The 19,869-nt window shown below is 53.6% G+C and carries 19 protein-coding genes and 1 tRNA gene; 14 read left to right on the forward strand and 6 right to left on the reverse strand.

Annotation, left to right across the window (positions count from 1 at the left end):
• The first annotated feature begins 2 nt into the window (after nt 1–2).
• From ACWHWP_RS04710 to dinB, 7 genes are all read left to right on the forward strand, one after another.
• The gene (locus ACWHWP_RS04710; RefSeq protein WP_063955172.1) at nt 3–1,238 is read left to right on the forward strand and encodes an NADH:ubiquinone reductase (Na(+)-transporting) subunit B; all 1,236 of its coding nucleotides are present in this window, start codon (nt 3–5) and stop codon (nt 1,236–1,238) included.
• Nucleotides 1,231–2,025, forward strand: a complete 795-nt coding sequence (locus ACWHWP_RS04715; RefSeq protein WP_059310463.1) for a Na(+)-translocating NADH-quinone reductase subunit C — start codon at nt 1,231–1,233, stop codon at nt 2,023–2,025. Before ACWHWP_RS04710 ends, ACWHWP_RS04715 begins: the two co-directional genes overlap by 8 nt.
• Nucleotides 2,018–2,656, forward strand: coding sequence for an NADH:ubiquinone reductase (Na(+)-transporting) subunit D (locus ACWHWP_RS04720; protein WP_059310464.1), 639 nt, complete (start codon nt 2,018–2,020; stop codon nt 2,654–2,656). Before ACWHWP_RS04715 ends, ACWHWP_RS04720 begins: the two co-directional genes overlap by 8 nt.
• A 6-nt stretch (nt 2,657–2,662) precedes the next feature.
• Nucleotides 2,663–3,259, forward strand: a complete 597-nt coding sequence (gene nqrE, locus ACWHWP_RS04725; RefSeq protein ID WP_447855143.1) for an NADH:ubiquinone reductase (Na(+)-transporting) subunit E — start codon at nt 2,663–2,665, stop codon at nt 3,257–3,259.
• Between the two features lie 10 nt (nt 3,260–3,269).
• Nucleotides 3,270–4,493 (forward strand): NADH:ubiquinone reductase (Na(+)-transporting) subunit F, encoded by a 1,224-nt coding sequence (nqrF, locus tag ACWHWP_RS04730; RefSeq protein WP_447855144.1) that lies wholly within the window; start codon nt 3,270–3,272, stop codon nt 4,491–4,493.
• Nucleotides 4,493–4,696 (forward strand): (Na+)-NQR maturation NqrM, encoded by a 204-nt coding sequence (gene nqrM / locus ACWHWP_RS04735; protein WP_059310466.1) that lies wholly within the window; start codon nt 4,493–4,495, stop codon nt 4,694–4,696. The genes nqrF and nqrM overlap by 1 nt, the downstream gene beginning before the upstream one ends.
• A 108-nt stretch (nt 4,697–4,804) precedes the next feature.
• Entirely contained in the window at nt 4,805–5,863 is a 1,059-nt protein-coding gene (gene dinB, locus ACWHWP_RS04740; protein WP_447855145.1) for a DNA polymerase IV, read from the forward strand.
• A 60-nt stretch (nt 5,864–5,923) separates the two neighbouring features.
• On the opposite strand, the gene pepD is transcribed toward dinB, so the two are convergent.
• Complete coding sequence (pepD, locus tag ACWHWP_RS04745) at nt 5,924–7,381, reverse strand: cytosol nonspecific dipeptidase (RefSeq protein WP_047347350.1); 1,458 nt, start codon at nt 7,379–7,381, stop codon at nt 5,924–5,926.
• 260 nt (nt 7,382–7,641) lie between these two features.
• On the opposite strand from pepD, the gene gpt reads away from it, so the two are divergent.
• From gpt to crl, 3 genes are all read left to right on the forward strand, one after another.
• A complete protein-coding gene (gene gpt, locus ACWHWP_RS04750) occupies nt 7,642–8,100 on the forward strand; it encodes a xanthine phosphoribosyltransferase (protein ID WP_010427903.1) in 459 nt (152 codons plus the stop codon).
• A 104-nt stretch (nt 8,101–8,204) separates the two neighbouring features.
• Nucleotides 8,205–9,449 (forward strand): esterase FrsA, encoded by a 1,245-nt coding sequence (gene frsA / locus ACWHWP_RS04755; RefSeq protein WP_047347349.1) that lies wholly within the window; start codon nt 8,205–8,207, stop codon nt 9,447–9,449.
• Nucleotides 9,450–9,506: 57 nt separating this feature from the next.
• A complete protein-coding gene (gene crl, locus ACWHWP_RS04760; protein ID WP_045330370.1) occupies nt 9,507–9,908 on the forward strand; it encodes a sigma factor-binding protein Crl in 402 nt (133 codons plus the stop codon).
• A 133-nt stretch (nt 9,909–10,041) separates the two neighbouring features.
• Here crl and phoE read toward each other — a convergent pair whose 3' ends face one another.
• Nucleotides 10,042–11,094: a phosphoporin PhoE gene (gene phoE, locus ACWHWP_RS04765; RefSeq protein WP_059310469.1), complete on the reverse strand. Its 1,053-nt coding sequence runs from the start codon at nt 11,092–11,094 to the stop codon at nt 10,042–10,044.
• 304 nt (nt 11,095–11,398) lie between these two features.
• On the opposite strand from phoE, the gene proB reads away from it, so the two are divergent.
• The 3 genes from proB (at nt 11,399) to ACWHWP_RS04780 (ending at nt 13,954) form a co-directional block, all read left to right on the forward strand.
• Nucleotides 11,399–12,502, forward strand: a complete 1,104-nt coding sequence (gene proB / locus ACWHWP_RS04770; protein ID WP_008501877.1) for a glutamate 5-kinase — start codon at nt 11,399–11,401, stop codon at nt 12,500–12,502.
• A gap of 11 nt (nt 12,503–12,513) precedes the next feature.
• On the forward strand, nt 12,514–13,767 hold the full coding sequence (proA, locus tag ACWHWP_RS04775) for a glutamate-5-semialdehyde dehydrogenase (RefSeq protein ID WP_447855146.1): 1,254 nt from the start codon (nt 12,514–12,516) through the stop codon (nt 13,765–13,767).
• A 111-nt stretch (nt 13,768–13,878) separates the two neighbouring features.
• Nucleotides 13,879–13,954: transfer RNA gene (locus ACWHWP_RS04780), tRNA-Thr, on the forward strand.
• A 59-nt stretch (nt 13,955–14,013) separates the two neighbouring features.
• On the opposite strand, the gene catA is transcribed toward ACWHWP_RS04780, so the two are convergent.
• From catA to ACWHWP_RS04795, 3 genes are all read right to left on the reverse strand, one after another.
• Nucleotides 14,014–14,691, reverse strand: a complete 678-nt coding sequence (gene catA, locus ACWHWP_RS04785; protein ID WP_447855147.1) for a type A chloramphenicol O-acetyltransferase — start codon at nt 14,689–14,691, stop codon at nt 14,014–14,016.
• A 61-nt stretch (nt 14,692–14,752) separates the two neighbouring features.
• Nucleotides 14,753–16,684 carry an EAL domain-containing protein gene (locus ACWHWP_RS04790; RefSeq protein ID WP_447855149.1) on the reverse strand — a complete coding sequence of 644 codons (1,932 nt, stop codon included), beginning with the start codon at nt 16,682–16,684 and terminating at the stop codon, nt 14,753–14,755.
• Between the two features lie 17 nt (nt 16,685–16,701).
• Complete coding sequence (locus ACWHWP_RS04795) at nt 16,702–17,196, reverse strand: molybdopterin-dependent oxidoreductase (protein ID WP_059310473.1); 495 nt, start codon at nt 17,194–17,196, stop codon at nt 16,702–16,704.
• A gap of 588 nt (nt 17,197–17,784) precedes the next feature.
• Here ACWHWP_RS04795 and ACWHWP_RS04800 point away from each other — a divergent pair.
• Nucleotides 17,785–18,078, forward strand: a complete 294-nt coding sequence (locus tag ACWHWP_RS04800) for a hypothetical protein (RefSeq protein WP_072250571.1) — start codon at nt 17,785–17,787, stop codon at nt 18,076–18,078.
• On the opposite strand, the gene ACWHWP_RS04805 is transcribed toward ACWHWP_RS04800, so the two are convergent.
• On the reverse strand, nt 18,075–19,859 hold the full coding sequence (locus tag ACWHWP_RS04805) for a diguanylate cyclase (RefSeq protein ID WP_059310474.1): 1,785 nt from the start codon (nt 19,857–19,859) through the stop codon (nt 18,075–18,077). The genes ACWHWP_RS04800 and ACWHWP_RS04805 overlap by 4 nt on opposite strands.
• Nucleotides 19,860–19,869: the final 10 nt, after the last annotated feature.

Consider the following 19,869-nt stretch of genomic DNA (forward strand, 5'->3'; position numbering starts at 1 on the left):
CGATGGGCTTAAAACACCTCTTTAAAAAGATTGAGCCTCACTTTACCGAAGGGAAGCTCAAAAAGTACTACCCGCTGTATGAAGCCACGGCGACCATTTTCTACACGCCGGGGCTGGTGACGAAAGGGGCGGCGCACGTTCGTGACGCCATCGACCTCAAGCGGATGATGATCCTGGTGTGGTTTGCGGTCTTCCCGGCGATGTTCTGGGGGATGTACAACGTCGGCCTGCAGACCATACCGGCGCTGCACCACATGTACGATGCACAGCAGCTGGCGCAGGTGCTTCAGTCTGACTGGCACTACCGTCTGGCCCAGTTGTTAGGGGTGAGCTTCTCGGCAGACGCAGGCTGGATGAGCATGATGACCCTGGGCGCGGTTTTCTTCCTGCCGATTTACATCACGGTCTTTATCGTGGGCGGCTTCTGGGAAGTGCTGTTTGCCATCATCCGTAAACATGAGATCAACGAAGGCTTCTTCGTGACCTCCATTCTATTTGCCCTGATTGTTCCCCCAACGCTGCCGCTCTGGCAGGCAGCACTGGGCATCAGTTTCGGCGTGGTGATTGCCAAAGAGATCTTCGGCGGAACCGGGCGGAACTTCCTCAACCCGGCGCTGGCGGGGCGTGCGTTTCTGTTCTTTGCCTATCCGGCACAAATCTCGGGCGACCTGGTGTGGACGGCGGCAGACGGTTTTTCCGGCGCGACGCCGCTTTCGCAGTGGGCGGCACGCGGCGGTGAAGCGCTGGTGAACAACGCGACGGGACAGCCTGTCACCTGGTTCGATGCCTTTATTGGCAACATTCCGGGCTCCATCGGGGAAGTCTCTACGCTGATGATTTTGCTGGGCGGCGCGATCATTCTTTTCGGTCGCGTGGCCTCCTGGCGCATTGTTGCAGGCGTGATGATCGGCATGGTGCTGACCGCCACCCTGTTCAACGTTATCGGTTCGACCACCAACCCGATGTTCTCCATGCCGTGGTACTGGCATCTGGTGCTGGGTGGCTTCGCGTTCGGCATGATGTTTATGGCGACCGACCCTGTCTCTGCCTCGTTTACGGATAAAGGCAAATGGAGCTATGGCGTGCTCATTGGCGCGATGTGTGTCCTGATCCGCGTGGTCAACCCGGCGTATCCGGAGGGGATGATGCTGGCCATTCTGTTTGCCAATCTGTTTGCGCCACTCTTCGATTACCTGGTGGTGCGGGCCAACATTAAGCGGAGGAAGGCGCGTGGCTGAAGTTAAAAATAACGACAGCATCAGCAAAACGCTGCTGGTGGTGCTGGTGCTGTGTCTGGTCTGTTCAATTGTCGTGGCCGGTTCTGCCGTGGGGTTAAAACCTCTGCAGCAGAAGCAACGCGCGCTGGATAAACAGCGCAACATTCTGGCCGTAGCCGGGCTGATGCAGGAAGGAATGAGCGCAGATGATGTTTCGGCCGTCTTTGCTGAACGTATTTCGGCGCGTCTGGTGGATTTAAAAACCGGCCAGTTGCTGGATAAAGACCCGGCAAAATTCAACCAGGCGCTGGCGCTGAAAGATCCGCAGATGAGCCTGACGCTTGAGGCATCGCAAGATCCCGCCGGTATTAAGCGCCGCAGCAATCTCGCCGAAATTTACCTGGTGCGAGATGAGCAAAAACGCGTGCAGGAAATGGTGCTGCCGATTTACGGCAACGGACTGTGGTCGATGATGTACGCCTTTGTGGCCCTTGATACGGATGGCCGCACCGTAAAAGGCATTACGTACTATGACCAGGGGGAAACGCCGGGGCTGGGTGGCGAAGTTGAGAACCCTAACTGGCGGGCACAGTTCGTCGGCAAAAAAGTGCTCGACGATAACGGTCTGCCCGCGCTGAAGGTGATGAAAGGGGCGGCTCGTCCCGGTGACGACTACGCCGTCGACGGGCTTTCCGGCGCCACGCTCACATCAAAAGGCGTGCAGCACAGCTTTGATTTCTGGATGGGCGAGCTGGGCTTTGGTCCTTTCCTGAAAAACGTACGTGAAGGAGCGCTGAACAATGGCTGATACCGGTGAACTGAAAGAAGTCAAAAAGGTGCTCGTTGGCCCACTGCTCGCCAATAACCCGATCACGCTGCAGGTGCTGGGCGTATGTTCAGCCCTGGCGGTAACGACCAAGCTGGAAACGGCGGTCGTGATGACGCTGGCGGTAACGCTGGTAACCGCGTTTTCCAGCATGTTTATCTCAATGATCCGCCACCACATTCCCAACAGCGTGAGGATCATCGTGCAGATGGCGATCATCGCCTCGCTGGTGATCGTGGTCGATCAACTGCTGCGCGCCTTCGCCTATGAAACCTCGAAACAGCTTTCGGTGTTTGTCGGGCTTATCATCACCAACTGTATCGTCATGGGGCGTGCGGAAGCCTACGCCATGAAAATGCCGCCGCTGGCGAGCTTTATGGACGGTATCGGCAACGGCCTCGGCTACGGCGTGATCCTGCTGACCGTTGGGTTCCTGCGTGAGCTCATTGGCAGCGGCAAGCTGTTTGGCATCACGGTGCTGGACACGGTGCAGAACGGCGGCTGGTATCTGCCAAACGGCCTGTTCCTGCTGGCTCCTAGTGCATTTTTCATTATCGGTTTGTTGATCTGGCTGATTCGTACGTTAAGACCAGAACAGCAGGAAAAGGAGTAACCGACGATGGCTCATTACCTGAGTTTGTTTGTGCGCGCGGTGTTTGTTGAAAACATGGCGCTCGCGTTTTTCCTGGGCATGTGTACGTTCCTTGCGGTTTCCAAAAAAGTGTCGACGGCCTTTGGACTGGGCGTGGCGGTGACGGTCGTGCTCGGGTTCTCCGTGCCCATTAACAATCTGGTGTACAACTTTGTGCTGCGGGACGGCGCGCTGGTGGAAGGCGTTGATCTCAGCTTCCTGAACTTCATCACCTTTATCGGGGTAATTGCGGCGCTGGTCCAAATCCTTGAGATGATCCTGGATAGGTATTTCCCGTCGCTTTACAACGCGCTGGGGATCTTCCTGCCGCTTATCGCGGTGAACTGTGCCATCTTCGGCGGCGTCTCGTTTATGGTTCAGCGTGATTACAACTTCAGTGAATCCGTCGTCTACGGCTTCGGCTCCGGCATCGGCTGGATGCTGGCGATTGTCACCATGGCGGGGATCCGCGAAAAAATGAAATATGCCAACGTGCCTGCTGGGCTGCGTGGCTTAGGGATCACCTTTATCACCACCGGGTTGATGGCGCTGGGCTTTATGTCCTTCTCCGGCGTGCAGCTATAAGGGCTTACAGATGGAAATTATTCTTGGCGTGGTGATGTTCACGCTGATTGTACTGGTGCTGTCAGGGCTCATTTTGGCGGCGCGCGCGAAGCTGGTGAATTCCGGCGACGTGGTGATTGATATCAACGACGAGCCGCAGCATCAGATCCGCACGCCGGCGGGGGATAAACTCCTCAATACGCTCTCCGGTAACGGCATTTTTGTCTCCTCAGCCTGCGGCGGCGGCGGCTCCTGCGGGCAGTGCCGCGTGACGGTGAAAGAGGGCGGTGGCGATATTCTGCCAACCGAACTGGCGCATATCACAAAACGTGAGGCAAAAGAGGGCTGCCGTCTCGCCTGCCAGGTCGCGGTGCGGCAGAACATGAAGATTGAGCTGCCGGAAGAGATATTCGGCGTTAAAAAATGGGAGTGCGAGGTTATCTCTAATGATAACAAAGCCACCTTTATTAAAGAGCTGAAGCTGCGGGTGCCGGAAGGGGAAGATGTCCCGTTCCGCGCCGGGGGATACATTCAGATTGAGTGCCCGGAGCACACGGTGGCGTATGCGGACTTTGACGTTCCGCAGGAGTACCGCGCCGACTGGGACAAATTCAACCTTTTCCGCTTTGTGTCCGAGGTGAAAGAGCCGACGCTGCGCGCCTACTCGATGGCCAACTACCCGGAAGAGAAGGGCATTATCATGCTCAACGTGCGTATCGCCACGCCGCCACCGAACGTGCCGGACGCGCCGCCGGGCGTGATGTCGTCGTATATCTGGTCCCTTAAGCCAGGCGACAAAGTGACGATCTCCGGTCCGTTCGGCGAGTTCTTTGCCAAAGATACCGAGGCTGAAATGGTGTTTATCGGTGGCGGAGCCGGTATGGCCCCGATGCGCTCGCACATCTTTGACCAGCTTAAGCGGCTCGGCAGCCAGCGTAAGATCAGCTTCTGGTACGGGGCGCGCTCGCTGCGCGAGATGTTCTATGATGATGAATTCGAACAGCTGGCGCGCGAAAACCCGAACTTTACCTTCCACGTGGCGCTCTCCGATCCGCAGCCGGAAGATAGCTGGACGGGATACACGGGGTTCATTCACAACGTGCTGTACGAAAACTACCTCAAACAGCACCCGGCACCCGAGGACTGCGAGTTCTATATGTGTGGGCCGCCGATGATGAACGCCGCCGTGATTAAGATGCTGAAAGATCTTGGCGTGGAAGATGAGAACATCATGCTTGATGACTTTGGAGGCTGATGATGCTGACGTTTCTGGCAACCTTTGCGGTTTTTGTGCTTGTCATCTTCGGCATGTCGTTAGGCTGGATCGTTAAGCGGAAAAGCCTCCAGGGCAGCTGCGGCGGCATCTCTTCCATTGGGATGGAGAAGGTGTGCGACTGCCCGGAACCGTGCGATGCGCGGAAAAAAAGAATGGCCCGCGAACAGCAGCGCATTATTTGAGTTTTTGTAGGCCGGGTAAGGCAACGCCGCCACCCGGCGTTCTTCGATCCGCTTCTCAATTCTCATTTATTTACTGTATACTTATCCAGTAATGAGTGAGGGCTTACTATGCGCAAAATTATCCATGTTGATATGGACTGTTTTTTTGCCGCAGTGGAGATGCGTGACAACCCGGCGCTACGGGATATTCCCATCGCCATTGGCGGCAGCCGCGTGCAGCGGGGTGTCATCAGCACCGCAAACTACCCTGCGCGCATATTTGGCGTGCGTAGCGCCATGCCGACGGCGATGGCCTTAAAGCTTTGCCCTCATCTCACGCTCCTGCCAGGCCGGTTTGACGCCTATAAGGAAGCCTCGGTTCATATTCGCGAAATCTTCTCCCGCTATACCTCTTTGATTGAGCCGCTGTCGCTGGACGAAGCCTATCTGGATGTTACCGACAGCGTGCATTGTCACGGCTCCGCCACGCTAATGGCTCAGGAGATCCGCCAGACGATTTTCAACGAGCTGAATCTGACCGCATCGGCGGGTGTCGCGCCCGTTAAATTCCTCGCCAAAATTGCCTCCGATTTGAATAAGCCCAACGGCCAGTACGTCATTACGCCGGAAGAGGTGCCTGCATTTTTAAAAACGCTGCCGCTCGGCAAAATCCCCGGGGTGGGAAAAGTCTCCGCCGCAAAGCTGGAAAGCATGGGATTACGCACCTGCGAAGATGTGCAGCGAAGCGATCTCGCCATGCTGCTCAAGCGCTTTGGCAAGTTTGGCCGCGTGCTGTGGGAGCGCAGCCAGGGGATTGACGATCGCGATGTAAACAGCGAACGGTTACGGAAATCCGTTGGCGTTGAGCGAACCCTCAGTGAAGATATTCATGACTGGTCCGAATGCGAATTCATTATCACAGAACAGCTCTACCCGGAGCTGGAACGACGCTTAATTAAAGTAAAACCGGACCTGCTCATTGCCCGTCAGGGTATCAAGCTAAAATTCAACGACTTCCAGCAGACCACGCAGGAACACGTCTGGCCGCGTCTGAATAAAGACGATCTCATTGCGACGGCGAAAAAGGCATGGGAAGAGCGGCGGGCAGGGCGCGGCGTCAGGCTGGTGGGGTTGCACGTCACGCTGCTGGACCCGCAGCTGGAACGACAGCTGGTATTGGGATTGTAAAAAGACCGGTGGCACGACGTTGTACACCCTCTCCCTTTGGGAGAGGGCTTGGTGAGGGTATTACTTAGCAGGAATCGCTTTCAGCAGTTCAGTCAGCAGGGTCCAGTAATGGCCCACGCTTTCGATATGAACCTGCTCATCCGGCGAGTGTGGTCCGGTAATGGTTGGCCCGATAGAAACCATGTCCATGTCCGGATACGGCTTCTTGAACAGGCCACATTCCAGACCGGCGTGGATCACCTGGATGTTCGGGGTGCTGTTGAACAGACGCTGGTAAGTTTCGCGCACCAGTGCCATCACCGGAGAGCTTGCATCCGGCTGCCAGCCCGGGTAGCTGCCTTTAGCGGAGGTTTTTGCACCCGCTAGCGTGCCCAGAGATTCCAGCATGCTCACCACATACTCTTTACCGCTGTCGATAAGCGAGCGGATCAGGCAAATGATTTCCGCGCTGTCGTCGCTCATGGTTACTACGCCAACGTTCAGTGAAGTTTCCACCACGCCTTTCGCCACGTCAGAGTTGCGGATCACGCCGTTTGGCGTCGCGTTCAGCAGCTGAACGAAGGTGTCACGAGACTTTGCGGTCAGCGCGGCTTTATCCGTGGAGACGGATTCCAGTACCACGGTCAGGTTTTTCTCTTTTGCTGACAGTTCGTTTTTCAGGATATCCAGGTACACGCTGGAGAGTTTTTTCAGCTCGTCCGCTTTTGCCGCCGGCACCGCCACGGTGGCGAACGCTTCGCGCGGGATCGCGTTGCGCAGCGTACCGCCGTTGAAATCGACCAGACGCAGGTCCAGCTCTGCCGCATGGCCTGCCAGGAAGCGCGCCAGCAGTTTGTTGGCATTCCCCAGGCCCAGGTGAATATCACCGCCGGAGTGGCCGCCTTTCAGCCCTTTCAGCGTCAGCTTGAAGGTCTGGAAACCGGCAGGGATCGCTTCGCGCGACAGCGGCAGGGTAGAGATGAAATCAATCCCGCCCGCGCAGCCCATGTAGATTTCGCCTTCTTCTTCGGAGTCGGTGTTGATCAGAATATCCGCCTGCAGCCAGTTAGCCTGCAGACCGAATGCACCGTCCATACCCGCTTCTTCGGTCATTGTCAGCAGCACTTCCAGCGGACCGTGCTCAACGCTGTCGTCAGCCAGCACGGCCAGCGCAGAGGCCATGCCGATCCCGTTATCTGCGCCAAGTGTAGTGCCGCGCGCTTTCACCCAGTCGCCGTCGATGTACGGTTGAATCGGGTCTTTGGTGAAGTCGTGAACAGTGTCGTTGTTCTTCTGTGGCACCATGTCCAGGTGCGCCTGCAGCACAACCGGTTTGCGGTTTTCCATGCCTGCGGTAGCGGGCTTGCGGATCAGAATGTTGCCAACCTGGTCACGTTCAGCATGCAGACCTTTTTCCTTCGCCCAACCCATAATATGTTCGGCAAGCTGTTCTTCATGGTAGGAAGGGTGTGGAATGGAGCAGATTTTGGCAAAAATATCCCACAGCGGCTGCGGAGATAATTGAGACAGTTCAGACACGATAAGTCTCCTTGTCGAGGCGCTGCAAACAGGGTTGCAGGTCACAGGGTTAGCAGGTTAATAGTTACCACAAGTCAGGCTTGCGAGATGAAACTGAGAATACCACTTTCTCTGCTGGCTGGTAGCATAAAGCATGTAAAAACTCAGGCAGAGGGCGCTAAACACTGGTTTTTAGTGCGTCAGATCTCTATAATCTCGCGCAACCTATTTCCCCCTCGAACACTTTTTAAGCCGTATAAAAACAGGCTGGGACACTTCACATGAGCGAAAAATACGTCGTCACCTGGGACATGTTGCAGATTCACGCACGCAAACTGGCTGCGCGTCTGATGCCTTCCGAACAGTGGAAAGGCATTATTGCCGTCAGCCGTGGCGGTCTGGTACCGGGGGCGCTGCTGGCACGTGAGCTGGGCATTCGTCATGTCGATACCGTATGCATCTCCAGCTATGACCATGACAACCAGCGCGAGCTGACCGTACTGAAACGCGCGGAAGGCGACGGTGAAGGTTTCATCGTTATTGATGACCTGGTAGATACCGGCGGTACTGCGGTTGCCATCCGCGAAATGTATCCAAAAGCGCATTTCGTGACTATCTTCGCGAAACCGGCGGGCCGCCCACTGGTTGACGATTACGTGATTGATATCCCGCAGGATACCTGGATTGAACAGCCATGGGATATGGGCGTGGTCTTTGTGCCGCCTATTTCAGGCCGTTAATAGCAGTACGTAACTTTACACGCCCGGCTATGCCGGGCGTTGTTCTTTTTAGCCTGCACCGCGTTACAATAGTCTCTATACGACGTATCCATGGAGGCAACGCAATGACGCAGGCGAATCTCACCGAAACTCTCTTCAAACCCCGTTTCAAACACCCTGAAACGTCGACGCTGGTGCGCCGCTTTAATCCGGGTACCCAGCCTGCCGTCCAGTCTGCGTTAGACGGTAAAAACGTGCCTCACTGGTATCGCATGATTAACCGCCTGATGTGGGTCTGGCGCGGTATCGATCCGCGTGAAATCCTCGACGTGCAGGCGCGTATCGTAATGAGTGAAGCCGAACGTACCGACAGCGAACTCTACGATACGGTGGTGGGCTATCGCGGCGGCAACTGGATCTATGAATGGTCGAAGCAGGCGATGCTCTGGCAGCAAAAAGCCAGCCAGGAAGAGGATGCCACGCTCAGCGGCAAGCACTGGCTGCATGCCGCTAACCTCTACGGGATTGCCGCCTACCCGCATTTAAAAGGCGATGAACTGGCCGAGCAGGCTCAGGCGCTGGCGAATCGCGCCTATGAAGAGGCGGCTCAACGCTTGCCGGGCCAGATGCGCGAACTTGAGTTTACCATTCCGGGTGGCGCGCCCGTTACCGGGTTCCTGCATATGCCTGAAGGGGAAGGCCCATTCCCGACCGTACTGATGTGCGGGGGGCTGGATTCGTTGCAGATCGACTATTACAGCCTGTACGAGCGCTACTTCGCACCAAAAGGGATCGCGATGCTGACGCTTGATATGCCTTCAATTGGCTTCTCATCCAAATGGAAACTGACTCAGGATTCGAGCCTGCTGCACCAGCATGCGCTAAAAGCGCTGGAAAACATTCCGTGGGTTGACCACACCCGCGTGGCGGCATTTGGCTTCCGTTTTGGCGCGAACGTCGCGGTGCGTCTGGCCTACCTTGAAGCTTCTCGCCTGAAAGCCGTCGCCTGCCTTGGGCCGGTCGTTCACGCCCTGCTCAGCGATCCCGCGCGTCAGGGGAGCGTACCTGAAATGTATCTTGACGTGCTGGCCAGCCGCCTTGGCATGCATGATGCATCAGACGAAGCGCTGCGCGTTGAGCTCAATCGCTACTCGTTAAAAACGCAGGGTTTACTGGGACGTCGCTGCCCAACGCCGATGCTGTCGGGGTTCTGGAAAAACGATCCATTTAGCCCAGAAGAAGAATCGCGCTTAATCACGTCGTCATCTGCGGATGGCAAATTGCTTGAGGTGCCGTTCAGCCCGGTCTATCAGAATTTCGACAAAGCACTGAAAGAGATTACGCGCTGGATCGCTCAGAGATTGTGTTAATAGTTTGCTAAATTTTGCTGGTTTGGTAAAACAGTGGCTTCACAAAAGGAGATCGCAATGACGTTACCGAGTGGACACCCGAAAAGTAGACTGATTAAGAAGTTTATGGCTCTCGGCCCGTATATTCGAGAAGAGCAGTGTGAAGAGAATCGCTTTTTTTTCGACTGCCTGGCTGTATGCGTCAACGTGAAGCCTGCACCCGAAAAACGTGAATTCTGGGGCTGGTGGATGGAAATGGAAGCAGAGGAAAAACGTTTTACGTATAGCTACCAGTTTGGCCTGTTTAACAAAGACGGCAACTGGCAGGCCACCACCATTAAAGACCAGGAAGTGATCGATCGCCTGGAATATACGCTGAAAGAGTTCCACGCGAAGGCAAGCGCGCTGCTGGCAACCCTGGATCTCAAGTTCGAGCCAGCGGATGACTTTTCCAGCGAAGCGGTGAAGCTGACTGCCTGATGGTGTCACGACGCCGGGTGGCGGCTTCGCCTTACCCGGCCTACAAAATGCACTATCCCGTAGGCCCGGTAAGCGCAGCGTCACCGGGCAAAAAAATCCCGGCTTATCTGCCGGGATTTTCTTATTCGCATAATCAGAACTGGTAGGTCATGCCCAGAGCAACAATGTCATCGCTGCTCACGCCCAGTTTATTTTTGTCGTCAATCTGGTTGATTTTATAATCAACAAACGCGGACATATTTTTGTTGAAGTAATAGGTCGCGCCAACGTCAATATATTTCACCAGATCTTCGTCACCGATACCTTCGATATCTTTGCCTTTCGACTGGACATAACCCAGGGACGGACGCAGACCGAAGTCGAACTGATATTGTGCAACGACTTCAAAGTTCTGCGCTTTATTTGCAAAACCACCTGAAATTGGGGTCATGTTGCGGGTTTCTGAATACATGGCGGCCAGATAAATATCGTTGGCGTCATATTTCAGACCGGTTGCCCAGGCTTCTGCTTTCTGCCCCTGGCCACGCGCCAGCAGGTTCTGAGCATTGGTGCGGTCAGAGTTGGTGTAAGCGCCGCTGACTGCGAAATCGCTGCCGCCGAAGTCATAGGACAGAGAGGTACCAAAACCGTCACCGTTCTGTTTCTTGGCGTCACGGTTTTCGTTTTTGCCCTGGTATTGCAGGGTCATGTCCAGGCCGTCAACCGCGCCGAAGAAGTCGGTGTTACGGTAGGTGGCAAGGCCGGTCGCACGCTTGGTCATGAAGTTATCGGTCTGCGCGGAAGAGTCGCCGCCGAACTCAGGGAACATATCGGTCCATGCTTCGACGTCATACAGGGCACCCAGGTTACGGCCGTAATCCAGAGAACCAAAGTTTTTCAGCTTCAGGCCCGCGAACGCCAGACGGGTTTTCTGAGAGGAGTCGCTCTCGGCTTTGTTGCCCGCAAATTCGGATTCCCAACGGCCATAGCCCGTCAGCTGATCGTTAATCTGTGTTTCGCCTTTAAAACCGAAACGAACGTAAGTCTGGTCGCCGTCTTTAGTGTCGTCATCACTGATGTAGTGCATGGCTTTAACTTTGCCGTACACGTCCAGTTTATTACCGTCTTTATTATAAACTTCAGCTGCGTGAACGGATGCAGAAGCCACTACGCCCATAACCACTAATGCCAGAGTGCTCTTTTTCATTTTCGATCCTGTCTTATAAACGCGCTAAAAAATTCGCTGGACGATAAGCTCATGCTTAAGTCCCGTGAAAAAACAGGAAGGGTTTTATCGTTCTGGAGTGAAACTTTTATGACAAACTAAGAATAATTTTAAAAAACTGTGATTTATTATTTCGGTAATAAATGTGTCAAATTCTCCCGCTACGCTTCCTGATCCCGCGCAACAAAGTGTTTCGCGATGTGCTAAGGCAGTTGGCAACCGGGCTGACTCCTGTTAAAACGTTCGTTCGACATTACTTTCCCTTATCGTTGAACGGCAGAGAATCATGAGTGACAGCCAGACGCTGGTGGTAAAACTCGGTACCAGTGTTTTAACAGGCGGATCGCGCCGCCTAAATCGCGCCCACATTGTTGAGCTTGTTCGTCAGTGCGCTCAGTTGCATGCCGCAGGGCATCGTATTGTGATAGTGACTTCCGGGGCGATTGCTGCCGGGCGTGAACACTTGGGTTACCCCGAACTCCCCGCGACGATCGCCTCCAAACAGCTGCTGGCCGCCGTGGGGCAAAGCCGACTCATTCAACTCTGGGAACAGCTGTTCTCTATCTATGGCATCCACGTCGGGCAGATGCTGCTGACGCGCGCGGATATGGAAGACCGGGAGCGCTTCCTGAACGCCCGCGATACCCTGCGCGCGCTGCTGGACAACAATATCGTTCCCGTTATTAACGAAAACGATGCCGTTGCCACCGCTGAAATCAAAGTAGGTGATAACGATAACCTCTCTGCGCTGGCCGCGATTCTGGCCGGTGCCGATAAATTACTGCTTCTGACCGATCAGCAGGGGCTGTTCACCGCCGATCCGCGTTCTAATCCGGAAGCCGAGCTGATTACCGACGTTCACGGCATCGACGATGCGCTGCGCGCCATCGCCGGCGACAGCGTGTCTGGCCTGGGAACGGGCGGCATGGGAACCAAGCTGCAGGCCGCTGACGTGGCGTGCCGCGCCGGTATCGACACCATCATTGCGGCGGGCAGCCGTCCTGGCGTGATTGGCGACGTGATGGAAGGTATTTCCGTCGGCACGCGTTTCCACGCCCAGGAATCCCCGCTGGAAAACCGTAAGCGCTGGATATTTGGCGCGCCTCCGGCAGGCGAACTCGTCGTTGATGAAGGGGCAACAGCTGCGATTCTGGAACGAGGAAGTTCATTACTTCCTAAAGGAATTAAAAGCGTGACAGGCAACTTCTCCCGTGGTGAAGTGATCCGTATCCGTAACCTCGAAGGTCGCGACATCGCCCACGGCGTAAGCCGCTATAACAGCGACGCGCTGCGCCGCATTGCGGGTCACCACTCGCAGCAGATCGACGCCATTCTGGGCTATGAATATGGCCCGGTTGCCGTGCACCGAGATGACATGATTATTCGTTAAGGAGCCAGAACATGCTGGAACAAATGGGCGCCGCCGCGAAGGCCGCCTCTTACAAACTGGCGCTCCTTTCCAGCCGCGAGAAAAACCGCGTGCTGGAAAAAATCGCTGATTATCTGGAATCCCAGTCCCAGGAAATTTTGCTCGCCAACGAGCAGGATCTGCTGGAAGCCCGCCGTAACGGTTTGAGCGAAGCGATGCTCGACCGCCTGGCGCTGACGCCGGCGCGCCTGAAAGGCATCGCCGACGATGTCCGCCAGGTGTGCAATCTGGCCGATCCGGTGGGGCAGGTGATCGACGGCGGGCTGCTCGACAGCGGTTTACGCCTTGAGCGCCGCCGCGTGCCGCTCGGCGTCATCGGCGTCATTTATGAAGCTCGTCCAAACGTAACGGTTGATGTGGCCTCCCTGTGCCTGAAAACCGGTAACGCCGCTATCCTGCGCGGTGGGAAAGAGACCTGGCGCACTAACGCCGCGACGGTGAAAGTCATTCAGCAGGCGCTGGAAGAGTGTGGCTTACCCGCGGGTGCCGTGCAGGCGATCGAGAGCCCTGACCGCGCGCTGGTCAACGAAATGCTGCGCATGGACAAGTACATCGACATGCTGATCCCACGCGGCGGCGCGGGCCTGCACAAGCTGTGCCGCGAGCAGTCGACGATTCCGGTGATCACCGGCGGTATCGGCGTGTGTCATATCGTGGTGGACGACAGCGCTGAGATTGAACCGGCGCTGAAGATTATCGTGAACGCGAAAACACAGCGCCCAAGCACCTGTAACACCGTAGAAACGCTGCTGGTGCATCAGGGTATTGCGAATACCTTCCTGCCGACCCTGAGCAAGCAGATGGCGGAGAGCGGCGTGACGCTGCATGCTGACGCCAACGCGCTCGCGCTGCTGCAGGATGGCCCGGCGAATGTCGTACCCGTAAAAGCGGAGCAGTACGACGACGAGTTCCTGTCGCTGGACCTGAACGTGAAAATCGTTACCGATCTCGACGACGCCATTGCGCACATTCGTGAACATGGAACGCAGCACTCCGACGCTATCCTGACGCGCACGCTGCGCAACGCCGATCGCTTCGTGAACGAGGTGGATTCTTCCGCGGTATACGTCAATGCCTCAACGCGCTTCACCGACGGCGGCCAGTTCGGCCTCGGCGCTGAGGTGGCGGTCAGCACGCAGAAACTGCACGCGCGTGGTCCGATGGGCCTCGAAGCACTCACCACTTACAAGTGGATCGGCTTCGGCGACGATACGATTCGTGCGTAAATAATCACGGGTGATGCAAAAATAGCCGTTTGATTCAAAAGGGCATTGACGCATCACCCGGATAGATCTAACCTTTTGCCCCGTGGTTACGCTCGTAACCGGCCTCTCAGGGCCGATATAGCTCAGTTGGTAGAGCAGCGCATTCGTAATGCGAAGGTCGTAGGTTCGACTCCTATTATCGGCACCATCTTTTAAAAGCTTTTAAATAAACAACATTTGCCTTTTTAAATAGAGGAATCTGGCGCATCAGCCATTACGTTCCCCCGACACCTCCGGCAAACCATCACACATCTCCTGCAGCTCATTAAACATCCTTGCCACGTGGAAACCATCGCACACGGAGTGATGAACCTGCACCGCCATAGGCAACAGAACTTTTCCATCCTGTTCGTAGTATTTGCCAAACGTGAACATCGGGGAAAAGAAGTTCTTCATGTGAGCAATGTTCATAGTAAAGTTCGTAAACGTTACCCAGGGAATAGACGATACGAAAAAGACATTTTCCCGGGACTCTTCCTTCGGCCAGTAAGAAAGGGTATTTCCATAGTGGGCAACGTCTTCTGCATATGTGTTCTGGAAGTGATGGATATTGCCATCATAATGGCTCCACAATGACGAAAACGTCTCCGTTTCAGGGTGGAAAATCGTATAGCTGGGATGAATTTCATTCCATACGACAAGCTCATTGTCCTTCATGACCATACGGAACTCGGAATGTCGGTTCATGATTTTAGAGAGGAGGAAAATAATCGTTGGATAAAACTTCCAGCCAACCTCTTTGATATGTTTTCGCAGCGCGGTAATGTCGATCAGAACAGTTTGGTTAATGGTACATTCAGCAAATGACTGAAATACCTCAAAATGCTCCTTCCTTGGCCAACGAGATAAGTCAACAGGCGTATATTCTGGGATGGTTTTTTTCATGTTTAACCTTGATTCGCAATCATCTGAAAGGTGTTGGGCCTGAAACAACCGCAAAACCTTTTCAACCGTATCTGATCTTCCTTTCAACCTCAGGCTGCGGTTTTCCGAAAAGGTAACCCTGTACGAGATCGCAGCCAAGCACCTGTAGACGTTCAAGCTGCGCTTCGGTTTCAACGCCTTCTGCAATGACTCTCATATTGAGGCTCTTGGCCATACCGGTAATCAATTTAACGATATTAAGCGCATCATCTTGCGTGGATATCGGGTTCACGAAGGATTTGTCTATCTTAATTTTATCAAAATTAAGCTCGCTCAATCTTGAGAGCGACGAATATCCGGTACCGAAATCATCGATGGAAATTTTCACACCCAGCGCTCGTAGCTTTTTGAGAATAGTAAGCGGCGTGTTGCTGTCGCTGAAGAGCGAAGACTCCGTCACCTCTAACTCAAGTCGGCTAGCAGGCAGCCCTGTCTCTTTCAGGATGGACTGCACCATCGTCGTAAACAATTTGTTACCCAACTGAATAGGTGAGACGTTCACAGAGATCCTTGCCGGAACCGCCCAGGAAACCGCTTCCCGGCAGGCGAGCTCAAGCACCGTTTTACCAATCTCATTGATCATCCCTGTTTTTTCAGCAACAGAAATAAAGTAATCCGGCGACAGCATTCCCTTCACCGGGTGCATCCAGCGAATAAGCGCTTCGTAGCCGTAAATTTCACTACTGAATGAATCGACAATCGGCTGGTAATAAACAACGAACTCATGGTTATCCAGCGCCAATGCCATATCATGTTCAAGAGTTCGGCTTTCCTGCAGCTTTTGCAGCATCCACTGACGGAAGACTTTTATCTGCTGTGAGCCTTCTTTTTTGGCTTCGTAGAGGGCCAGATCGGCAAATTTATAAAGATAATCAGAGCGTCGTTCATTATCAGACAAAACGATACCCACGCAGGTGGCAATTTTTATCAGCTGGTTATTAATCGTATAGGGCTGGCTGATTTGATCGCTGATTTCTTTTGCGCGCGTAACTGCCGCGCTTTCGGTCAAGCCGCTGGACAGAAGGGCAAACTCGTCTCCCCCCAAACGGTAAAACGTATCGGAAGCACTGCTCATCGAGGTCAGTCGCCGGGAAACCTGATTCAACAGCAAATCACCGGCATCATGGCCATAGGTATCGTTGACCTCTTTGAAGCGGTCCAGATCAAATAACATCACCGTGACGGGGATGTGGTTTTTATCGGCCTGAAGATTAATTTTGTTGAGGTCGTCCCAGAAGAAAAGGCGGTTTTTCATGCCGGTGAGGGAATCATGGTAAACATCATATTCCAGCTTCGCATTCTGGATTTGCAGCGTTTCTTTTGATATCTGAAGCTCGTCAGCAAGACTTTTAACCTGCATGTGCGCTTTGAGAATATTTTTATTCTGGTAGATCATTAAGAAACCAAGGATGAAACTTAGTATTACCAGAAGTAACGAAAGTGCCGAATAAATATAATAAAGAATCTGTATTTTATTATTGGATTCATTAACGGTATTAATATCTTTTGTTAATGCCGTTGCAGAAAGTTGGCTTAGCGGCGCATCGAGTTCGTGCATATTTGTCAGGTATGCCTGTAACTCTGAATGGCTCATTTTTTCAAGATTAGCATCCAGATAGGCCAGTATTTGCTCTAAGCGTGAAGCGAGCGCCTGGTGCAGTTTATCGCTGTCAATATAGCGACCTAAATCTCCCCCTTTCATTAAGTCACTTTGGCTTAACATAATTTCGAGGCGCATGCGGACCTGGTCTATCGTAACGTCGTCGGTATCGGTTGCGTATAGACCAAGCCATGATTCAAATCGGTAGTACTCTGATACCAGTTGTGCCACGGACCAGGACTCAGTGTATTGAGTCAGTTTTTGCAACTCTTGCTGACGATCGTAAACAAGGTATGCAATATATCCTGTCGTGATAAAAAGAGAAAAAATGATACCAACCAGTATCCTGTTCATTATGTTCTCCTGAACTGCTACTCAATCTTCATTTTGCTAACCTGCCATGCTGATCGCGAGTAATAAATTTGATTATTCAACTCCGGAATACTGTCATAGGGGTAAACAATGAATGATGGACCTTTATCGCGGATGCGCATATATTCGCCATTGACCTTTAAGGCGAGAATGGCGTTGTATTTTTTGAAATCGCTGAGAGGGATGATCGTGGAATAATCATTGAGCGCAATAACGTTCACGTTAGAGCCCTTCGCACCCACATAATCCATGAGTTTGCTCATGGGAACACCCTCAAACTTAGTACGTCCATTATACCAGGGGGAGGTCGTCTCGAAACTCACCACACCCAGTTTTTCAAGGCTGGCGAGATCAAACACTGCTTTTCCATTTTCATTGGTATTTTCTATATTACCGTAAATCGTTAAAATGGGTTTACCAACTGGTTTTGGCAGTTCGCCAGCCCAGGTTACACCAGGTACCAGACAGCATAACAGCAGTAGGGTTAATCGCATTTTTGCCTCCACTTTTTAACAGAAGTATAAGAATTATAATTTAGTAATCCTACTAGTTTATATATTTTGTTGGAACGCTATGGTTTTTAAAGAATGGTTGCGTTTAAACTCATTGTAATCAATGGGTTGCGCAATTCCGAATCTGCGGGTTTTGATTGTCTGTCTGCGCTTCTTTTTTTGAAATCCGCTTAGGTTACTTGAACAAGCTCCCCAGCCGTTTAAAAAACGATCGTTTTTACGGATTGTCGTTTTACGCATCACAGATTTATCTGTGATGAAAATCATTTTTTAGTGACTAAACGTCAGGACAGGACGTGCCGATGACGGCTCCAGTGGGCGTTGCGATACGGTGTCCGTACAGGTGCCGCGCTATCATACTTTGAGTAATGATGTCTGGCGACGTGTGCCTCGATCTATACCGGACATTCTTTAATTCGCAGAGGGGAAACAGTGGTCGTTTTTTCTTTATTAAATTTACCACAGCTAAATTTGTCTTTTTCAAATGTATTACCATTGACTTGAATCATTATATCTCTTTCTTTCGCCGCTTATCGTGTGCAGGCCCCTTACTTAAAACGAGTCAAAAAAATGAAAAAAAGACCATCCTTGATGGTGCTTTTCGCTGTGTGCTGTTTTTTTGCTGCGGACATTGCCGTGGCAAAAAACAGTTCAGTTTCCAGTGAACAGGTTAAAGAGAATGTTATTGCAGAGTCAATTGCATCTTATCCCGGGGTATGCGCCTGTCCTTTTAACCGGGCCAGGAACGGAAGCGCCTGCGGAAGACGCAGCGCATGGAGCAAAGCAGGAGGCTATGCTCCGATTTGTTATAAAAATGAAGTGACGGATGAGATGGTAAAGCAGTGGCGTGAAAATAATAGCTAACCCGCCTCCAGCATCCCAAAACTCACAATCCGCGCCCGGCCCAGCTCTTTCGCGCGGTACAGGGCCACATCCGCGGCGCGCAGCAGGTTGTCAGTCTGGGCATGTTGCGGGTAGCTGGCAATGCCTATCGACACATCTACCGGGCCAATCTCGGTCAGCCCGTAGCGAATCGACAGCTCATGCACGCCGGTGTAAATCTTCTGCGCGCAGGCGTATGCCCCTGCTTCATCGGCACCGGAAAGCAGAACCAGAAACTCCTCGCCCCCGTAGCGGAACGCCAGTCCGTTGTCATGTGTGGCCCGCTGAACAATCGACGCCACGGTTTTGATAACCAGGTCGCCCGCTTCGTGGCCGAACCGGTCATTAATGCTCTTGAAGTGATCGATATCGATCATCATGCAGCTTAACGGCTCGCCGCTGCGAATCGCCTGTGCCGTTTGGGTTTGCAGGGTATCTTCCAGATGATGGCGATTACGCAGGCCGGTGAGCGGGTCAAACAAGGCTTTTTCCAGCAACGCGTCGCGCAGACGCTGGTTGGCCAGCGCCAGCCCGAGCGCTTCGGCCATCAGTTCCAGATACGCGCGGGAAGGGGCATTGTCTGCCGTGATATTCTGGAAGGAGAGCAGGCCAATGGCCTCTCCCTGGGCGATAAGCGGCACGCACAGCGCGGTTTCCGCCTGTGAAGCGGGAAGATGGTAGCAGGCGATATCCGGCTCACCGTTTACCGGCGGATGGCTCTGCCCGCGACGTACGGCCCAGCACTCGTCCGGGTGGAAGGTCGTCTCTTCACCCACCGGTGAAAGCCAGTGTGCGACGCAGCGCATCTGCCACGGTTCACGGTCAAGAATGTAGAGCCGGCCCGCTATCCCCGGTGCAATGTTGGGCGCAAACAGCTCCGCCACGTTAATCACATCGTTAAAGTTTTCACACCCCTGCAGCCGCTGGGTCATGCGCGCCAGCAGCTCGCGGATGGCCCAGTCGGCATCGCGCTCTCTTTCCAGACGCTGTCGCGCAAGGCCGTTTTCACGGAAGATGCTGATGGCCTGCGCCATATCGCCGATCTCATCAATCTGGTTGAAATTGGGCGTTTCAACCGCGTAATCCTGTGACGCCAGGCGGTGCACCACGTCGCTCAGTCGCACCACGGGGCGCAGCACGCGGCGTTTTAATATAAAGCCAAGAACAAACAGGAACAGCAGGGCGGTCAGGCCGACCGTCAGCTCAGAGGCGGTACGCAGCGCTTTCGATTTTTTTGTCGCTTCCTGAACGGAGGCGATGACGCGTTTGTCGAGTATCTGGCGAAAGTGATCGATCTGGTTCTGCGCGCGCTCCAGCTCCTGCTCATACGGGGCGCCATAGAGCAGGGCAACGGCCTGAGCGTCTTCGCCTTGCTCAAGGCTGGCGAGTGCGGTTTGCTGTTCGTCCTGCAGCTCATCGACGATTTTTACCCCTTCATGCAGCAGGGACAGTTCTTCATCCGATGCGCCATTATCCTGCAACTTTTCCAGCCGAAGCTCGATGCTCTTCAGGCTCTTTTCTGCCTGGTTATATTCCTTGAGAATCTGCGGATCTTTTTTAATGACGTACAGCCGTGCTAAATCAGACTGCGCCCAGACATCGGTTTCGATATCTTCCGTAAGCTGATCAAATTTCTGCCGTTGTTCAACGGCCTGACGCTCGATGGTATCGGCATTGGACGCCATCAGCATAATGATGCCGGAGGCGATGGTCAGGCAGACCGTGGCACCATAGGCCCAGTTGGTTATCGTCGCGATTCGCACCAGATGATCC

It is taken from the genome of Enterobacter sp. WI-ESBL-E8 (assembly GCF_053364895.1).

Bases quoted from the DNA above. Each gene is read 5' to 3' on its own strand.
- proB (WP_008501877.1), top strand. From the start codon at position 11,399: ATGAGTGACAGCCAGACGCTGGTGGTAAAACTCGGTACCAGTGTTTTA.
- nqrM (WP_059310466.1), top strand. From the start codon at position 4,493: ATGATGCTGACGTTTCTGGCAACCTTTGCGGTTTTTGTGCTTGTCATC.
- ACWHWP_RS04790 (WP_447855149.1), bottom strand. From the start codon at position 16,684: ATGAACAGGATACTGGTTGGTATCATTTTTTCTCTTTTTATCACGACA.
- ACWHWP_RS04800 (WP_072250571.1), top strand. From the start codon at position 17,785: ATGAAAAAAAGACCATCCTTGATGGTGCTTTTCGCTGTGTGCTGTTTT.
- gpt (WP_010427903.1), top strand. From the start codon at position 7,642: ATGAGCGAAAAATACGTCGTCACCTGGGACATGTTGCAGATTCACGCA.
- phoE (WP_059310469.1), bottom strand. From the start codon at position 11,094: ATGAAAAAGAGCACTCTGGCATTAGTGGTTATGGGCGTAGTGGCTTCT.
- frsA (WP_047347349.1), top strand. From the start codon at position 8,205: ATGACGCAGGCGAATCTCACCGAAACTCTCTTCAAACCCCGTTTCAAA.
- proA (WP_447855146.1), top strand. From the start codon at position 12,514: ATGCTGGAACAAATGGGCGCCGCCGCGAAGGCCGCCTCTTACAAACTG.
- dinB (WP_447855145.1), top strand. From the start codon at position 4,805: ATGCGCAAAATTATCCATGTTGATATGGACTGTTTTTTTGCCGCAGTG.
- nqrE (WP_447855143.1), top strand. From the start codon at position 2,663: ATGGCTCATTACCTGAGTTTGTTTGTGCGCGCGGTGTTTGTTGAAAAC.
- ACWHWP_RS04720 (WP_059310464.1), top strand. From the start codon at position 2,018: ATGGCTGATACCGGTGAACTGAAAGAAGTCAAAAAGGTGCTCGTTGGC.
- nqrF (WP_447855144.1), top strand. From the start codon at position 3,270: ATGGAAATTATTCTTGGCGTGGTGATGTTCACGCTGATTGTACTGGTG.
- crl (WP_045330370.1), top strand. From the start codon at position 9,507: ATGACGTTACCGAGTGGACACCCGAAAAGTAGACTGATTAAGAAGTTT.
- ACWHWP_RS04710 (WP_063955172.1), top strand. From the start codon at position 3: ATGGGCTTAAAACACCTCTTTAAAAAGATTGAGCCTCACTTTACCGAA.
- catA (WP_447855147.1), bottom strand. From the start codon at position 14,691: ATGAAAAAAACCATCCCAGAATATACGCCTGTTGACTTATCTCGTTGG.
- ACWHWP_RS04795 (WP_059310473.1), bottom strand. From the start codon at position 17,196: ATGCGATTAACCCTACTGCTGTTATGCTGTCTGGTACCTGGTGTAACC.